We start from the raw sequence: 18,213 nt of genomic DNA on the forward strand, positions 1-18,213 counted from the left end.
CATAACATTTTATATTTAAAAAGCTCAACAAATATCCTAAGTTGAGCTTAAAATTTGCATATGTCATTAGTCAAAACTTGTATGCAACAAATGATCTTCTATAAAGCTGCGTAAATGATGATATGTTGCTGTAAAAAATTCACCAGATTGTATTAATTCAGATGCCTCATCTCGGGCAACTTCTAGCATGCGATAGTCTTCAACTACATTGGCAACCATGAAGTCAGATAGACCACTTTGTTTGACACCGAAAAAGTCACCTGGACCTCGCATTTCTAAATCACGTTCACTTAGCTCAAATCCATCGTTCGTCTGTGTCATTATCGTCATGCGTTCAATACCAGTTTCAGTCTTTGGGGAAGCGATTAATACGCAATAACTTTGATGTTCACTACGACCCACACGACCACGCAATTGATGTAATGTCGACAATCCAAAACGATCGGCATCATAAATCATCATAAATGTCGCATTTGGGACATTCACGCCTACTTCAACGACGGTTGTTGATACTAGTATATCTATTTGATGACAACTAAATTGATTCATTACGTCGTCTTTATCTTCTGTTGATAATTTCCCGTGTAATAGTCCCACACGTTCAGCTCCATAATAGTGCTGCAGCGATTCATAAATAGCGACAACATTTTGCACATCTTCGAGATGTTCAGAACTCTCAATCAACGGACAAATCACATAAGCTTGGCGACCTTTTTGTAACTCTGAAGTCATTTGATGTAATACTTGTTCGTATTGCTCGTGTTTCGCCCAGCTTGTTTTAATAGGCTTTCGTCCTTTAGGCAACTGTTTAATAGAGGATACGTCCATCTCTCCAAAAACAGATATAGCTAATGTTCTTGGAATAGGTGTTGCAGTCATAAATAAGACATTAGTCATTGCACCTTTTTCTCTCAGTAATTGTCGTTGATTAACACCAAAACGGTGTTGTTCATCAGTGATTACTAATCCTATGTTATTAAACTGAACATCTTCTTGAATCAGAGCGTGTGTACCAATTACACAGTCAATCGTACCTTGTGCTAATTGCTCTAATAACAGCTGACGTTTCTTACCTTTAACCGAACCAGTTAACAGTGCAACATTCATACGTTCACCAAAAAGTTTAACTAAGCTTTCTGCATGTTGCTCAGCTAAAATTTCCGTTGGCACCATAAGTGCAGACTGATATCCAGCTGTTTTTAAGGCATACATACAAATCGCAGCAACTACTGTCTTTCCTGATCCTACATCACCTTGCAATAAACGATGCATTCGAATAGGTGCTTTTAAATCTCTAAATATTTCATTCACACTTTGTTTTTGTGCATCTGTTAAATCAAAAGGCAACACATCTATAAAGTCTTTAACTTGCCTTAAATCATAATTAATTTCTATTGCATTATCTGCGGCCTTTTCTAATCGGTTCAACCACTGCATGCGCAACTCAAACATGAACAATTCCGTAAAGGCATATGTACGTCTTGCACGCAATAACGCAGCCTTATCTTTTGGGTGGTGTAAAATTTTAATTGTTGATTCGAGAGATTCTAGCTTATATTTTGCTTTTAGATCCTCAGAAAGCCATTCATGAATTGTCACATCACGAAGTGCTTCACGTATCATATCTCGCATATTTTTTTGTTTAATCCCATCTTTAATACGATAAATGGGTTCGAGTTTGTCCTGTTTACTGTTAGACTGATTAAAGAACATACGGTTACCATTTATTTCTTGCTTAGCACGATTCCATTTCCCTTTAACCGTAACTCGTTGATTTAAGGCGATTTTATTTTTTAAATAAGGTTGATTGAAAAACACACATTTAACAGCAATATTGTTAATCATTAAATGTATCGTTAATTTTGATTTATTACGTCCAAAAAATGCAACGGTTGGCATTGAATAAACTTCACCCTCAACTGTTACCATCGTTTGATCTTCAGCCGTCGATAAATCAACTACTGTATTGTCTTCATAGCGTGTAGGTAAATACAACACTAAGTCACCAACTGAATATATATTTAGTTCATTTAATATTGCTATACGTTTAGGGCCTAGTCCTTTTATATGAGACAATGGATACGGGCTCTCTATTAAATTTACCTTAGTCATATCAATCACCTTATTATATCTAAATTATGACAAGCTTTATTTATATTCGATTCGTTTATTTTTCATATTATTCACTACACTTATGTTACCATCTTATGTTTTAAAATAGAAAGAGAGCGCACAGATAAAAATTCTGTAACACTCTCATCATATGAGTTGACTTATGGATACACATCGTAAAAATAATACAAATCTCACTATATATCATTTAAATTGTCAACCGTTCACTAATAAATTATCTTCACATATCTGCAATTGAGAACAGATGGTTACAGACTACTCAACTGATAATAAATAGTTGTATATTGGTTGACCACCATCATGGAGTTCAACCTCTAAGTCTGGATAACTTTCCTCAAGCCATTCCGAAAGTTCATCTGTTACGGCTTGTGTTGCATCTTTCCCAGTTATAACCGTTAAAATTTCGCTATCATCTGTTAGCAATTGCTTTAATAAGCCTTGTAATGCAGCAAATTCATCGGCATCACTAATCACAATCTTGTCTTCTGCTAAGCCCATAAATTCATCTTTTTTAATTTCAACACCATCAATTTTAGTGTCTCGAACTGCAAACGTTAAAGAACCAGACTGAATAGTTTCAAGTGCCGTTTCCATGTGCGCCTTATTATCTTCTAATGACGAGCCTTCATCATATTGGAATAAAGCTGCGATGCCTTGAGGAATGGATTTGGTTGGAATTACGATTGCCTCAGCATCAACGATACTTGCTGCTTGTTCACTAGCCATTAGAATATTTTTATTATTTGGCAAAATAATAGCACGTTTACATTGTGACTGTTCGATTACTTTAACAATATCTTCTGTTGATGGATTCATCGTTTGTCCACCGCTAATAATGTGTGTTGCACCCATCGATTTAAATAATTCTGAAATGCCTTCACCCATAGAAATAGTAATAATTGCTGTTTCAACTGTTTCGTGCTTATCTTGTTTCTTTTGATTCCCACTAGCTTCTTTGCGAATTACTTCTCGATGTTGCTCACGCATGTTCTCTACTTTTAGCTTGATTAATTCACCATACTGTTGTCCATAGTTAAAAACGTCACCTGGCGTTTCGGTATGTACATGAACTTTTACAATTTCATCATCGTTAATGACAAGTAACGAATCGCCGAATTTACTCATATCACTTCTAAATTCTTGTTCATCGAACGGCTTTTTGTCTTTGCCAAAGCGCACCATCATTTCTGTGCAGTAACCATAAATAATATCTTCTGTATTAATTACACCATGGAAATCATGTTCCTCATTGACAAATGTTTCTGTATCTAATTTAGGTGCCTGAGCTTCAACTTGCTCACCTTTTAGTCCTTTTAAAAAGCCTTCATAAACACATAGTAAACCTTTGCCACCGCTGTCAACAACACCAACCTCTTTTAGTACTGCTAATAAATTAGGAGTGTTATCCAATGATTTTTTAGCTTCTTCAATTGTATGTGTCATAATTTCAACAATGTCACTAGTCTCTTCCGCTTTTGCCACAGCACCCTTAGCAGCATCTTTAGCTACAGTTAAAATTGTCCCTTCAACCGGCTTCATCACTGCTTTATAAGCTGTATCTACCCCCGCTTGAAAACTAGCTGCAAATTGTTGTGCATCTATGACTTTAGCATCTTCGATATTTTTACAAAAACCTCTGAATAATTGAGACAAAATAACGCCTGAGTTTCCTCGTGCACCCATCAATAAACCTTTAGAAAACGTTTTGCCCAATTCTCCAATATTTTGAGAAAGATTATTTTCAACTTCTTCTCTTCCAGACGTTATCGTCAGATTCATATTTGTGCCTGTATCACCATCGGGTACAGGATAAACGTTTAATGAATCTACCAAATCTGCATTATTAGATAAATTTTGTGCCCCTTGTATAATCATATCGGCAAATAATTTACCATTTATTTCGCTAATCATTATGATTGTCCTCCTAAACCTTCTTGCCCTTAGTATTCACTCGTACACCTTGTACAAATATATTAATTGAATTTACCTTTACATTAAGTGCTTGCTCTAATGTATATTTCACTGTAGATTGAACATTATTAGCTACTTCAGAAATTTTCACACCATAGCTAACAATGATATACATATCAACATCTAAAATACCATTGTTTTCATGAACTACAATGCCTTTAGCGTAATTTTCATGACCTAATATTTCAGCAATTCCATCGCGCACTTGCTGTCTGGAAGCCATGCCTACAATTCCATAACTTTCTACGGCTTTACTACCGACCACAGATGCTATTACTTCATTTGAAATATCAATTTTGCCATATTCGTTTGAAATTTCTAATGTCATCTTAAAGTCCTCCTGATTATTGGTTAAATATAAAATGACGCATGCTGAGATGATGGCTAAACATTGTCTTATGACAAGCCATTACATCTCTTTCAACTTGAATTTAACTTGGTCGACAAACTCTGACCGATTCATCTTATTTACTTATTCATTTTGGAACTTTGCTATTTGCTTTAGCTATGTCCTCACATTCACTATACTTTAACTTATCTTTAAAAGTATCATACTATATAACTCCACAGCTAACAATTATATCACAAAAATTTGTAAACGATAGATAATAATGAAAATCAAACGAAATTTTCTTGCTTATATAGTGTGATTATGGTATCTTATTCAAGTATATAAGTATCTAAGTGTATTTATATTTATTAAAGGAGGTACTTTGATGGGTAAACAATGTTACGTAACTGGTCGTAAAGCATCAACAGGTAATCATCGTTCACACGCTTTAAATGCGAACAAACGCAGATGGAACGCTAACCTTCAAAAAGTTAGAATCCTTGTAGACGGAAAACCTAAAAAAGTTTGGGTTTCTGCACGTGCTTTAAAATCTGGTAAAGTTACTAGAGTTTAATAAATATAATGCACACATTAACATGATTATATGTGGTGACCATGTTAATTCACTAGTTTGATTATCTAGTCATAAAGGAGCACATCGTTTTAAGTCGATGTGCTCCTTTTATGTTTACTCTTATGTTAATCATTATCGCGACTCCTTATTTGCAATACTTGTCCTTGATGTATGTCGATCCATGCATATGGATGATTAATTTCATTTGAAATTGTTAAAGTCGAACCAATTTCTAATTGTCGTCGTTCTAAATTGTATTTAAAACCTTCTAATGAAAGTACGACTTCACCGTTGACAGGTATAAATGAAATATAAGGGAAATGTTCATCTTTAGCTATTTTGTGTCGTCCCATTTCCAACAATTGAATGACATTTTGGGCATCAACCATTTTAATAGCAATTCCGTGGCGACGATAATGTTTTTTAAGTAATATCTGAAGTGCTCCCATAAAATGATCTAAACGTCCACCCGTAGCGCCATAGATAAAAATATCCGTATAACCATGTGCTACAGCTTGCTCCACTCCCAAAGCTAAATCCGTATCATCTTTCTCTGCTTTAACAGGATGAATATCTAATTTTTCAATTAATTGTTGTCGCTCATGCTCGCTAACTGAATCAAAATCTCCAACCGAATAAACTGGGTTTATTCCATGTTCGACCAATATAAGCGCACCACGGTCAATACCTGCCCACGCTTCATTACGATTCTGTTCTAATACACCTACAGGTAAATGTCTATCCGCACAAAGCAAATTGATTTTCATGACGTCTCAACCTTTCAAATCTTGAGTTACAACTGCATAGTCATGATGTTTAAAGAAGTAAGAACCAGCGACAAACATTGATGCACCAGCTTCAGCACACAGTTTAATTGTTTGATCATTAATGCCACCATCGACTTCAATATCAAAATCATAGGAATTGATTGCTTTAAGTTCTGCCAATTGTTGAACTTTTGCAACACAACTTTGAATGAATTGTTGTCCACCAAATCCCGGGTTTACTGTCATCACTAAGACATAGTCAACAATACTTAACACCGGCTTTATCAGTTCTACTGGTGTACCTGGGTTAATTACAACGCCTGCTTTAATATTTTGTAACTTGATGAGTTCAAGTGCACGATGAATATGTGGCGTTGCTTCAACATGAACAGAAATAAAATCGGCCCCAGCTTGAGCAAATTGTTCTATATAACGTTCAGGTTGCGCAATCATCAGATGTACGTCAATTGGTAAAGTAGTCTCACGTCTCACAGCCTCTAATACTGGAAACCCAACCGATATGTTAGGCACAAATTGACCATCCATCACGTCAAAGTGAAGACCATCAACGCCTGCTTGTTCTAGTTTGTGAAGTTCTTGATTTAATTGGCTGAAATCAGCTGATAATAACGATGGATATAATTTTTTCACTAGTATCTTACCTTTCTGTCTGCAATTTCATTATAAAGTTGTAAATAATGATCATATCTAAATTGTGCAATCTTGCCTTCTGATAGTGCAGCTTTTACTTGGCATTGGGGTTCATTAATGTGATTACAATTTCTAAACTTACAATGTTCACCATACTGATTAAATTCTACAAAATAATGTTTGATTTCATCTTTCTCAATATGATTAAAATCTAAAGCACTAAATCCTGGTGTATCGGCAATATATCCTTGATTACGATCAAATAATTCAACATGTCGTGTTGTATGTTTACCGCGATTTAAAGATTTTGAGATATGATTTGTGGTTAATTGTAAATCGGGACGATAGTGATTGATAAACGTCGTTTTTCCAACGCCAGACTGACCACTCAATACGATTAATCCTGATGGCCATTGTTGCATCATTGTTGCTTTATCATCATCTATACCAACAAATTGAGTCATATAACCTATTTGTTTATATATGTTTAATACTTCTTCAATATCTTTAATTTGTTGAGAATTTGCTAAATCTCTTTTTGTTACTAAAATAGATGGATGAAGTTTATAAGAATGTGCAATAACGATAAAACGGTCTAACAATTGTGTTGAAAATTGCGGTTCTACGGCACTCATCACGATAACTAAACCATCAATATTGCTAACTGGCGGACGTTTTAAAGCATTTTTACGCTCTCGAACATGCTGAATATAACCTTCCGTGTTATTTTGTACTTCAAAATCTACAATATCTCCAACCACTGGTGAAAATTTATTTTTTCTAAATAATCCGCGTGGCTTAGTATTAAACCGATCACCATTGACATCTACTTGATACACGCCACTTATTAATTTAACGATGCGTCCTGTTTTCAAACTGACACCTCTCAATTTTTATGATACGAGGTTATTATATCAAAACGCACCATATTAATATATCTGTAATTCACTTATTATATAATATTTTGTTGTCTAGACATTAAAAAAACGGATAAACAAAGTTAACATTATCTTTGTTTATCCGGTAATCATATAATGGTGACTCAACACTTAATGAAATTAATAATCCACATCTTTATCCAATACAATTTTATTATCAACACGCACTGTATAGCCTGCCGTTGTTCCTTTTTTTATTTTCAAAGAAATCGTAGTGGTTTTATCATCTTTAATTTTAAAACTTCGTGCAACTTCTGACGCTTTATGGTCCTCATCACGAATGTAAATATCTACTGTTTGGCTTTCATCATCTTTTCCAGAGTATGGAATATCTACTGTTTCAGAATGGGTTTTAACATCATCTGAATCACCATCTTCATCATTTTTATCCTCGTCTGAATCTGTATCTTCGCCTTTTGAAACTTTCAATTGAATCGTCGAACCTTCATCTACTTCTTTATCTTTTGGTGATTGTGAAATGACGTTTCCTTTTTTGACACTATCACTTGCTTCTGTAGTTACTTTAACTTTTAAACCATCTTCTTCTAATTCTTTTTTCGCAGTTGAATAGGCTTTGCCCTCATAATCTTTAACAAATACTTGTCTAACACCTAGGGATTCAATTAGTTCAATATGATGGTCATTAAGCCTAACCTTGCTGTCAGCTGGTAGATTTTGTTTTGCTATCAATCCTTTAGCCACTGTGCGACTGTAATCTTTTTTGATAGAGATATGATTCAAACCTAATGACTTTAATTTTTCTTGGGCTTTTGCCTTTGTCATTCCAACAACATAAGGCATTGTGACCTTTTCAGGACCTTTTGATAACACAATATCTACTGCATCACCTTGATTGATACGTGAACCTGCTTCTGGCTTAGAGTTAATGATTTGATTTTCCGCATACTTATCACTATAACTTCTAGATATATTGCCTAACTTCAAATGTTTCTCTTTGAGTAATTGTTCTGCTTCTTTTTCCGTTTTACCACTTAAATCTGGTGTTTCTTCATATTTATCTCCAAAGACACCCCATGCGATAAAACCAGCTAAACTAGCAATTAATAATATTATGATTAAAGCAATTAAAAACTTTTTCCCTTTTGACGATTTTTTCTTTTGAGGAACAAAAACATGCTCCTCTGCTGATTGAAATTGTCGTTGATTTACAATAGGTATTTGCATTGTTTGCGCAATTTTACCTTTATTGTCAGATTCTTTCATTTTACTTTTAATATCATTTTTATCGATAGCCAATGTTTTTACAGTTTCTTCTTCGTGTTGATATTTATCCTCATTTGCACGGCTATCGATAAGTGCACTACTCAAATCATCCATCATAGCTTGTATATTAATATAACGATCGCTTACATCTTTTTCCGTCGCTTTTAAGATAACATTGCTAAGTGCTTGAGGTACATCTTGTCTAATATCTGTAACGTTCGGAATTGCATCTTGGATATGTTTAATTGCAATACTAACTGCCGTTTCTCCATTAAAAGGTGGCTCACCAACTAACATTTCATACAATACGATGCCAATCGAATATATATCGGTTGATTCATCTGTTGACTCACCTTTTGCCTGTTCTGGTGATAAATATTGCACGGTACCTAATACGTGATTTGTTTGAGTTAATGATGTCTCACTTAGCGCTTTTGCAATCCCAAAATCAAATATTTTTAGTGTTTTATTTTTATCGATTAAAATATTTTGGGGTTTAATATCACGATGAACAATTCTTTTATGATGCGCTTCCTGAATCCCATTCAATATTTGTTGCGTGAACTGAATTGCAGTATCAATGTTAAGTGGCCCGTGTGTATGTATATATTCAGATAACGTTGGTCCATCAATATATTCCATAATTAAATAGAAACAATCGTCTTCTTCATCAACATCATAAACATTGACGATATTTTCACTGAAAAGTTGCGTCGAGTTATTCACTTCACGCTCGAAACGGCGAAGAGTTTCTTCCTTTTCGTTTGGTGGAATAGAAATTGCCTTAATCGCTACTTGACGTTCAAGAATCATATCTTCAGCCAAGTAAACCATACTCATTCCGCCGCCACCAAGCTTATCAATCACTTTATAACGATCACTAATTATTTTTCCGATCATACTTTGTCACCTTCTATAGCTGCAAGAATTACACTTATGTTGTCTCTAGATTGATAATCAAGTGCTAATTGTATGAGCTTATTTCCTAACTGTTCTATAGTTAACTCTTCTAAAAGCGCATCCTTGATTACGTCATTTCTTATATAATCTGTCAATCCATCAGAGCATAATAATAAATAATTATAGTAATTGATTCGCTTAAAATAAATATCAGGTGTCACATGTTTATCTGTTCCCATTACTCGTGTAATAATATTTTTTTGCGGATGATGAAATGCTTCTTCTTCAGTAATTTGACCTGTCATCACTAGATGATTAACAAATGAATGATCCTGTGTAAGCTGTTCTATCTCTCTTGAATTGACGACATATGCTCTTGAATCTCCAATGTTAGCAATAACGACTTTTTTCTCAAAAATCAAGGCACAGACACATGTCGTCCCCATGCCTCTATATTCTGGGTCTTCTTGTGCATAATAATATAATTCGAGATTAATTTGTTTTAATGTTGTACGCAACCACGTTTCAGCTTGAGACTCTTCAATCAAATTTTCTTGTTCAAAACGCGCTTGAAGTTCATTTGTTACAAACTGACTCGCTATTTCACCCGCTTGGTGACCACCCATACCATCACATAATACTAACAATTGCTGATGCGTTTTATTTAAAAATATACCACCAGCATCTTCATTTTTATCTCTATGTTGACCTGTATCAGTGAAAAATTGTGCGTTTAGCATTGTCTCTTACCTCGTTTCTACTTGTCGTTCCTTTGCTCTTAATTGACCACATGCAGCATCAATATCTGAACCTTGTTCTCGTCTTATTGTAGCATTTACACCCAATCTTTTTAATTCTTTTTCAAACTTAAAGATATCATCTTTTGATGTTTTTACATAATTTCGCTCTGGAACATGATTGACTGGGATTAAATTAACATGACAGTTTAGATTTTTAATTAGATGTGCTAATTCTCGTGCATGTTCAAGTTGATCATTGACGCCACCAAATAAGCCGTACTCAAATGTAATACGTCGGTTTGTTTTTTGTTGATAATAACGGATGGCTTCCATTAATTTATCAACATTATAAGCGCGATTGATTGGCATTAATTTAGAGCGTACATCATCTTTCGCAGCATGCAAGCTTACAGCAAAGTTAATTTGAATTTCTTCATCTGCAAAGTCATAAATGCGCGGCACAATTCCAGAGGTAGATACCGTAATGTGACGTGCACCAATGTTTAGACTATTATCATCATTAACTATTCGTAAAAAGTCCATCATTTCATCGTAGTTTTCGAATGGTTCACCAATGCCCATAATTACAATTTGTGATACTCGTTCCTCTGTTGCATCGAGCGCTTTTTGTACTGTAAGTACTTGTGACACTATTTCTCCAGCCTCTAAATTACGTTTTAAGCCACCTAAAGTAGACGCACAGAATGTACACCCAATGCGGCAGCCCACTTGTGTTGTTACGCATACAGAGTTGCCATAATCATGACGCATTAATACGGTTTCTATTGTATAACCATCTTGCAGTTCAAATAGAAATTTAATAGTGCCATCTTTACTTTCTTGTTTAACCACTGTCGTTAATGTCGTCATAACAAAATGATCTGCCAGTAGTTTACGCAAATCTTTGGATAAGTTAGTCATTTCTTCAAAAGAATTAACCCGCTTTTGATATAACCATTCATAGATTTGTTTCGCTCTAAATTTTTGTTGCCCCTGCTCAACTAGCCATTGTTGCATTTCATCAAAACGCAACGAATAAATCGATTGCTTATCAAAATCAGGTAAAAACTTATTCTTCTTCTTTTTTTGAGTGGTTATCATGCTTAACTTTCCTTTCTTTTTATCTTCGTGATAAAGAAGCCATCTGAATTAAAATCTTGAGGCAAAATTTGAAGGGTTTTGATTTGCTCACCTGTTTGTGGGTGTATCATTGGCTCAAATTCGAAATCTTTATTTTCCTTTAAAAAACTATAAATTACATTTTCATTTTCTAATTGTTCAATAGTACAAGTTGAATAAATAATTGTCCCACCAGGTTTTAAATGATGTCTTACATTATTTAAAATGTTTAATTGCAAGTCTACTAGTGCTTGTGTGCCTTCTTTGGATTGCGTATATTTAATTTCTGGCTTATGTCTCAGCACTCCTAAACCACTACATGGTGCATCCACCAAGATTTTATCATACATCTCTGTATATGGTTGAGTTGCATCATGTTGAAATGCATGTACGTTGTCTAAGCCTAATTTTTTGATATTATATTTTATTAAATTAATTTTATGTGCATGGATATCTGTAGCATCGACACTCCCTGTTGGAGCTAAAATTTCTGCCATGTGACATGCTTTACCACCAGGCGCACTACAAGCATCTAACACTTTATCATGTGCTTGTAAATTTGCCAATTGTGCTACAAACATAGAACTTTTATCTTGTATGGATATTAAACCTTCTTTAAATGCACGTGCCTCAATAACGGGGCGTCCTTGTATATGCAAGCAACTTAATATATCAGAATCCTTTGTAACCGTGTACCCGTCTTGTTCTAATGCATCAATAATATCATTTATTGACGCTTTAACAATATTAGCCCTAACAGTCGTCTCTGTGGGTGTGAGCAATGCTTGGCCTATACGATGCGTTTGAGCTAGGCCATAATGAGTTACCCAATGATCAACAATCCATTTAGGCAAGCTATATGCAATTGACATTCGCTTCTTTTCATCAGTTATATCATCCACATTAGGTAAATCACTACGCATTATCTGACGTAAAATAGCATTAACAATATTACCGTTGTGTGGCCCACCTCTATGTTTAGCTATTTCAACAGCTTCATTGATAATCGCATGATTAGGTACTTTATCTAAATAAACATATTGATAGATGCTCATCCATAGTAATTGTCGCACCCAGCCTTTAATTTTCGTTTGTACAAAAGGTCTCAAGTAATAGTCTAGTGTGAATTTTCGTTTAATTGTTCCGTATACAAGTTCAGTGTATAACCCTTTATCAACAGCTGACAAGTCTTGAGAGCTAAGCACATCATTGATTTCTAAGTTACTATAAGCCCCTTCATTCAATATCGCATGGATACTATCTAGTGCATGGCGTCTTACAGATTGTGTCATATTAATTTCTTCCCAACTAAAGAGGTTTGAACACCACTTAAGTAATTTGAAACGGGCATACGTTTTTTACCAGCCAACTGCATATCCGTTATTGCAATAGCATCATCTGATTGCGTACCAACAATGATTGCTTGCTTTGTTGTTGCAATGATTGTTCCTGGTTCCCCAGCTTTATTTTTAATGATATGTGCAGCAAAAATTTTCATATTTTTATCATCCATTGTAGTATATGCAACCGGCCATGGTGCAAGTCCTCTAATATGGTTATGAATCTCTTGAGCGTTGCGCTGCCAATCAACACGTTCGTCGGCTCGACTAATATTTGAAGCAAATGTTGCCTTAGAATCATCTTGAGGAATACTCTGATTCTTTCCTTCTAAAATGTCCGGCAATGTTTTTTGTAATAAATCTGCACCTAAAATGCTTAATTTATCATGCATAGTACCAACGTTATCATCTTCAGTAATACCAATAGCTTGTTGCGCAATGATATTACCAGCATCAAGCTTTTTCACCATGTACATAATGGTTATACCCGTTTCTGTTTCACCATCAATAATGGCTTGATGGATTGGTGCGCCTCCTCGATATTTAGGTAATAAGGAGGCATGAACATTGATTGCACCATATTTAGGTTTTTCGAGTAATACTTCTGGCAATAACTGACCAAAAGCTGCAGTGACAATTAAATCACTATCCAACTGTAATAATGCTTCCAACTCTTCAGAACCTTTTAGCTTTTCTGGTTGATAAACTGCAATATCATGTTCGAGCGCCACTTTTTTTACAGGTGGTGGTGTCAGTACACGTTTTCTACCTACTGGACGATCAGGCTGAGTAACAATGGCAATCACTTCATGTTCCTTGATTAACATTTCTAATATTGTCGTTGAAAAATCTGGTGTGCCCATAAATATGACTTTACTCATTATCAAAATACGCCTCCACTTCTTTGTCAGTTAAAATTTTTTGTGCTTTATTTGTAAATGCTATGCCATTCATTTGGTCAATAATATGTTGCATCATGCGTGCCACATCATCATAAGCCGTTAATTCTAGAGTATTTCCCTGTACATCATAACTTTGAACCACAATCATCTGACTACGTGCTACTTCACCATAAATGCCGGGTAAACTAATAGAGCCTTCAAGATCAATGACCTGTTCGTCAGAAACTTTTATAATAGTAGGATTGATAAGTTGTAATAAACCTTCCATTTCCATATCAACGATAGCCACTTGCTTATCTATCCCTATTTGAGAAGCGCATAAAGCTGAAGCTTCTTGTTGATATAACGTGTCTTCAATATCTAACAATAGTTGTGTTAATGATTTATCAAACTCAGTCACTCTTTGTGCTTTCCTTTTTAATAAAGGATGCGTCGATTTGATTAATGGTTTAACTGTCATGTATAGACTCCTCTTTAAAATTCATCATATCATTATAACTTATCTAACAAGAAATTGCGACCGCTGTTCAAATAACACCATCCATTTTAACATATGTCTTTAACCTGAAATGAATTATTTCTTAAATGCGTTGATTATTGTTCCACTTAAAACAAGCGAGCAGGACAGAATTCATTATGAATTCGTAGTCCCGCCCTGGAAAAGTTGACTAGGATTGAAAAAAAGCTTGATATAAGTGTATTTTCAATCCAATCAACTACTGTCAATATTTAGTTCATAACTTAAAACATCAATGATGTCACAGACTGTCAGGTTACTTCTGTTTTATAATTTAATATTCTTAAAATGTCATTACATCATGACTTGTGGATCGATATCTATTTTCAATGAGAGTTTATCTTTTATATATTGTTCATGATAGTAGTCATCTAAATATTGTAAAGCTGTTAATAGTTCTGGTTCTCGTTTGTATTTAACTAAAATTTGAAAACGATATTCATTATTTATTCGAGATAATGCTGCTGGAGAAGGGCCTAACACATATGATTTTGAGGTGAGATGTTGCAATAAAATATGATGAATATGCTTAGAAGCCTCCATTACTTTTTTCATCTCTTTATGTGAAATAGTGAAGTTAATTAAAAAATAATATGGTGGGTATTTTCCTAATTTTCGATAAGTCATTTCTCGTTGATAAAATGTTAAATAATTATTTTGTTTAACATCTTGAATTGCATAATGCTCTGGATTATAGGTTTGAATGATAACTTGACCTTCTTTTTCATGGCGACCAGCACGGCCTGCAACTTGTGTTAATATTTGATATGTTCGTTCACTCGCTCTAAAATCAGGTAAATTAAGCATAGTATCAGCATTTAAAACACCAACTAAAGTAATGTTAGGATAGTCTAAGCCTTTGGCAATCATCTGCGTACCTAATAAAATGTCGCCTTTTCCTTGTTCAAAATCGCTTAGCAGTTTTTCGTGTGCACCTTTACGTGATGTCGTATCAACATCCATTCGTATGATACGTGCATCCGGAAATTCTTGCTGCAACAGTTCTTCAACTCTCTGAGTACCTGTTCCCATTTGTCTAATGTGTTCGCTTTCACAATTAGGACATTGATTAGAAGGCGTTTCTTCATAACCACAATAATGGCATTTCAACTGGTCAGTGGTTTTATGATAGGTTAATGAAATATCACAATTAGGACACTGAGGTACATGACCACAATCTCTACACAACATAAATGAAGCGTATCCTCTGCGATTTAAAAACAACACAATTTGCTCTTTTTTCTTTAATCGTGCATTCATTGCATCTCTCAAATCATTTGAAAACATAGAACGATTGCCACGTGACAATTCTTCTCGCATATCGATAATATCAATATTAGGAAGCGCTTGCTGATTGACTCTATGTGGTAATGAAAGCAACGTGTAAACCCCTTTTTCAGCACGTGCAAATGATTCCAAACATGGTGTTGCACTGCCTAAAATAATTGGACAGTTATGGTATTGACTTCTCCATTGAGCGATCTCACGTGCATGATACCGTGGATAGTCTTCTTGTTTATAGGTAGATTCATGTTCTTCATCGATGATAATTAATCCGAGTTCTTTAAAAGGGGCAAAAATACTTGAGCGTGCACCCACACTTACTCGAGCACGTCCATCTCGAATTTTTTGCCATTCATCATACTTTTCTCCTGTCGATAAACCTGAATGTAAGACAGCTACATCATCACCAAAACGTCGTTTAAAACGTAACACCATTTGCGGCGTTAAGGCAATCTCTGGCACGAGCATCATAGCTTGTTTACCTTTATTTAAAACTGCTTCAATAGTTTGTAAGTAGATTTCGGTTTTTCCTGAACCAGTGACGCCATGTAATAAAAAGGTACGGGCTTCGTCGCCATCGAGCGTTGTTTTCACAGTGTCAAACGCATGTTGCTGTTCTATAGTGAGTTTTTGTTTAACTTCTTGTTCAAACACGCGATCTGCAAATGGATCTCTATCAATTTCTGCATCATATTTTTCAACGTATCCCTTTTTAATTAGTGCATCGAGACTCGAATTTGAAAATCCCATATCGTTGATTTCTTTTAAAAAGACAATATGTTGCTGCTCATCTAATAAATATGCATACAAATCATATTGTTTTATATATTTTTCCAACTTCGCTAATACTTCGTCTGGATGGTATCCTTGGATAATTTTTACCGCACGCTGTGTTTTTTTCTTTAATTTTTGTGATAATAATGTAACCTCTCGTATGTCACCATTATTCAACAACTGCACCAATTCAGCTAAATCATTGTTTTTTTGTGCATCCTTATATAAGTAATGACCTTCTTTATTAAATTTTACGCATAAACTTTCAGCAACTTCTTGTTCTTTCACAAGTTCAAATGCTTTTTGATATTTCGCTTTTATGGCACTTGGCAACATTGCTTCAAGCACCGAAATTCTTTTGGTAACATGATAATTACTCATCCATGCACTTAATTGTATTAATTCCGAAGTTAATTCTGGTTGAATATCTTGTACTTCTTTGATTTCCTTAAGCTTAGTTTCATCGATATCTTGATCTGGATGTGATTGTATATCCATAACATACCCTTGCACTGTTCTTGGTCCAAATGGCACAACAACTCTAACACCTACTTGAACAAATGCAGCTAATCGTTTGGGTATGACATAGTCAAATGTGAAATCAACACTCTTTGACGGTATATCAACAATAACCTTTGCTATCATTAATGCCACCTAGTTTCTAATTCATCTAAAATTCGTTGGGCTACGTCTATTTTTTTCCCTTTACTTATATCAATTTGTAAATGATTTTTAAAATGCATTGTTAACTCGTTATCATCCGAACTAAAACCAATCGATGTATCACCAACATTATTAGAAATAATTACATCTGCATTTTTACGTGTTAATTTTTCTTGTGCATAACGCTCGATATCTTGCGTTTCAGCAGCAAATCCCACTAAATATTGATGCGCTTTATGCTCACCTAAATATTTTAAAATATCCGGGGTGCGTTTAAAGACAACGGATAACTCACCATCTTGCTTCTTCACCTTATGGGGTTGAACCTCTTTAGGCGTATAGTCTGATACTGCTGCTGCCTTGAATACAATATCCTGGGTCTGATAACGTGCTGTCACTTCTTCAAACATTTCTTCAGCACTTTGAATATGCACAACTTCAATGCCTTGTGGGTCGTCTAGTTGTGTTGGTCCAGTGACTAATGTCACTATTGCACCGCGTTGCTTTAAGGCTTGTGCAAGTGCATAACCCATCTTGCCAGATGACCGATTTGATACAAAACGCACTGGATCTATAACTTCAATTGTAGGACCAGCTGTTACTAATGCGTGTTTACCTTTAAACGTACTTTGTTGTAAATGTTCTTGCTGATCAAAATAACGATTAATTACGTTTAAAATTTCCAGTGGTTCTTCCATACGACCTTTAGCAACATAACCACAAGCTAAAAATCCATCACCAGGTTGAATAAAGTGATACCCATCGTCTTCTAAAATGCTTATATTGTGAAGCGTGCGTGGATTCTCATACATATGTACATTCATCGCTGGTGCGATAAATTTTGGCGTCTTTGTTGCCAGCAATGTTGATGTCACCATATCATCTGCAATACCAGCACTTAACTTAGCAATCGTATTTGCTGTTGCCGGTGCCACAACAATAACATCTGCCCAATCTCCTAATGCTACATGTTGAATCTCTTCAGGGTGCGCTTCAATAAACGTGTTTGTATATACATGATGTCTACTAATTGCTTGAAACGCCAGTGGTGTAACAAATTGTTGTGCATGTTCAGTTAACATGACTTTCACTTCATAGCCAGCTTGTGTTAATTTGCTTGTTAAATCAATTGCTTTATATGCCGCAATGCCCCCTGTAACCGCTAATAATATATGCTTCATTGTTTGAACTCCTCTTTAATCTACTTAGCCATCCTTATTTATCTTCATTATACACAAATGTATGTAAGATGAAAAAAAGATAACACAGCAATAATTGTCAGCTTAACTAGTGCTAAAAAGATAAAACACACCTTTTAACCAATGCCTAAGTTGTAGTCTCATTGACTGCATTGTATTTAAAGGTGTGCTATTTGTATGACATCA

15 protein-coding genes are annotated in these 18,213 nt (G+C 35.0%); 1 reads left to right on the top strand and 14 read right to left on the bottom strand.

Annotated features, from left to right (window positions below; all coding sequences use genetic code 11):
* Positions 1–66 precede the first annotated feature (66 nt).
* From recG to CD041_RS03790, 3 genes are all read right to left on the bottom strand, one after another.
* The gene (gene recG / locus CD041_RS03780) at positions 67–2,112 is read right to left on the bottom strand and encodes an ATP-dependent DNA helicase RecG (protein ID WP_070648642.1); all 2,046 of its coding nucleotides are present in this window, start codon (positions 2,110–2,112) and stop codon (positions 67–69) included.
* Between the two features lie 276 nt (positions 2,113–2,388).
* A complete protein-coding gene (fakA, locus tag CD041_RS03785) occupies positions 2,389–4,044 on the bottom strand; it encodes a fatty acid kinase catalytic subunit FakA (RefSeq protein WP_070648644.1) in 1,656 nt (551 codons plus the stop codon).
* 13 nt (positions 4,045–4,057) lie between these two features.
* Positions 4,058–4,432 carry an Asp23/Gls24 family envelope stress response protein gene (locus CD041_RS03790; RefSeq protein WP_002459323.1) on the bottom strand — a complete coding sequence of 125 codons (375 nt, stop codon included), beginning with the start codon at positions 4,430–4,432 and terminating at the stop codon, positions 4,058–4,060.
* Positions 4,433–4,820: 388 nt separating this feature from the next.
* Between CD041_RS03790 and rpmB the strand changes: the two genes are divergently transcribed.
* Complete coding sequence (rpmB, locus tag CD041_RS03795) at positions 4,821–5,009, top strand: 50S ribosomal protein L28 (RefSeq protein ID WP_002459324.1); 189 nt, start codon at positions 4,821–4,823, stop codon at positions 5,007–5,009.
* Between the two features lie 125 nt (positions 5,010–5,134).
* On the opposite strand, the gene CD041_RS03800 is transcribed toward rpmB, so the two are convergent.
* From CD041_RS03800 to coaBC, 11 genes are all read right to left on the bottom strand, one after another.
* The gene (locus CD041_RS03800; RefSeq protein ID WP_070648646.1) at positions 5,135–5,776 is read right to left on the bottom strand and encodes a thiamine diphosphokinase; all 642 of its coding nucleotides are present in this window, start codon (positions 5,774–5,776) and stop codon (positions 5,135–5,137) included.
* A 6-nt stretch (positions 5,777–5,782) separates the two neighbouring features.
* Positions 5,783–6,427, bottom strand: coding sequence for a ribulose-phosphate 3-epimerase (gene rpe / locus CD041_RS03805; protein WP_002459326.1), 645 nt, complete (start codon positions 6,425–6,427; stop codon positions 5,783–5,785).
* Positions 6,427–7,302 carry a ribosome small subunit-dependent GTPase A gene (gene rsgA, locus CD041_RS03810; RefSeq protein ID WP_002492929.1) on the bottom strand — a complete coding sequence of 292 codons (876 nt, stop codon included), beginning with the start codon at positions 7,300–7,302 and terminating at the stop codon, positions 6,427–6,429. Before rsgA ends, rpe begins: the two co-directional genes overlap by 1 nt.
* Before the next feature lie 183 nt (positions 7,303–7,485).
* The gene (gene pknB / locus CD041_RS03815; RefSeq protein ID WP_070648648.1) at positions 7,486–9,489 is read right to left on the bottom strand and encodes a Stk1 family PASTA domain-containing Ser/Thr kinase; all 2,004 of its coding nucleotides are present in this window, start codon (positions 9,487–9,489) and stop codon (positions 7,486–7,488) included.
* Complete coding sequence (locus CD041_RS03820) at positions 9,486–10,229, bottom strand: Stp1/IreP family PP2C-type Ser/Thr phosphatase (protein ID WP_080606590.1); 744 nt, start codon at positions 10,227–10,229, stop codon at positions 9,486–9,488. Before CD041_RS03820 ends, pknB begins: the two co-directional genes overlap by 4 nt.
* A gap of 6 nt (positions 10,230–10,235) precedes the next feature.
* Complete coding sequence (gene rlmN, locus CD041_RS03825) at positions 10,236–11,330, bottom strand: dual-specificity RNA methyltransferase RlmN (RefSeq protein ID WP_002459330.1); 1,095 nt, start codon at positions 11,328–11,330, stop codon at positions 10,236–10,238.
* Between the two features lie 2 nt (positions 11,331–11,332).
* The gene (gene rsmB / locus CD041_RS03830) at positions 11,333–12,640 is read right to left on the bottom strand and encodes a 16S rRNA (cytosine(967)-C(5))-methyltransferase RsmB (RefSeq protein ID WP_070648650.1); all 1,308 of its coding nucleotides are present in this window, start codon (positions 12,638–12,640) and stop codon (positions 11,333–11,335) included.
* The gene (fmt, locus tag CD041_RS03835; protein WP_002493087.1) at positions 12,637–13,569 is read right to left on the bottom strand and encodes a methionyl-tRNA formyltransferase; all 933 of its coding nucleotides are present in this window, start codon (positions 13,567–13,569) and stop codon (positions 12,637–12,639) included. Before fmt ends, rsmB begins: the two co-directional genes overlap by 4 nt.
* Positions 13,562–14,050 (bottom strand): peptide deformylase, encoded by a 489-nt coding sequence (locus CD041_RS03840; RefSeq protein ID WP_002478313.1) that lies wholly within the window; start codon positions 14,048–14,050, stop codon positions 13,562–13,564. Before CD041_RS03840 ends, fmt begins: the two co-directional genes overlap by 8 nt.
* Positions 14,051–14,401: 351 nt before the next feature.
* Positions 14,402–16,810, bottom strand: coding sequence for a primosomal protein N' (gene priA / locus CD041_RS03845; RefSeq protein WP_070648652.1), 2,409 nt, complete (start codon positions 16,808–16,810; stop codon positions 14,402–14,404).
* Positions 16,810–18,009, bottom strand: coding sequence for a bifunctional phosphopantothenoylcysteine decarboxylase/phosphopantothenate--cysteine ligase CoaBC (coaBC, locus tag CD041_RS03850; RefSeq protein WP_070648654.1), 1,200 nt, complete (start codon positions 18,007–18,009; stop codon positions 16,810–16,812). Before coaBC ends, priA begins: the two co-directional genes overlap by 1 nt.
* Positions 18,010–18,213 lie beyond the last annotated feature (204 nt).

It is taken from the genome of Staphylococcus lugdunensis, from assembly GCF_002901705.1.
GTDB lineage: Bacteria > Bacillota > Bacilli > Staphylococcales > Staphylococcaceae > Staphylococcus > Staphylococcus lugdunensis.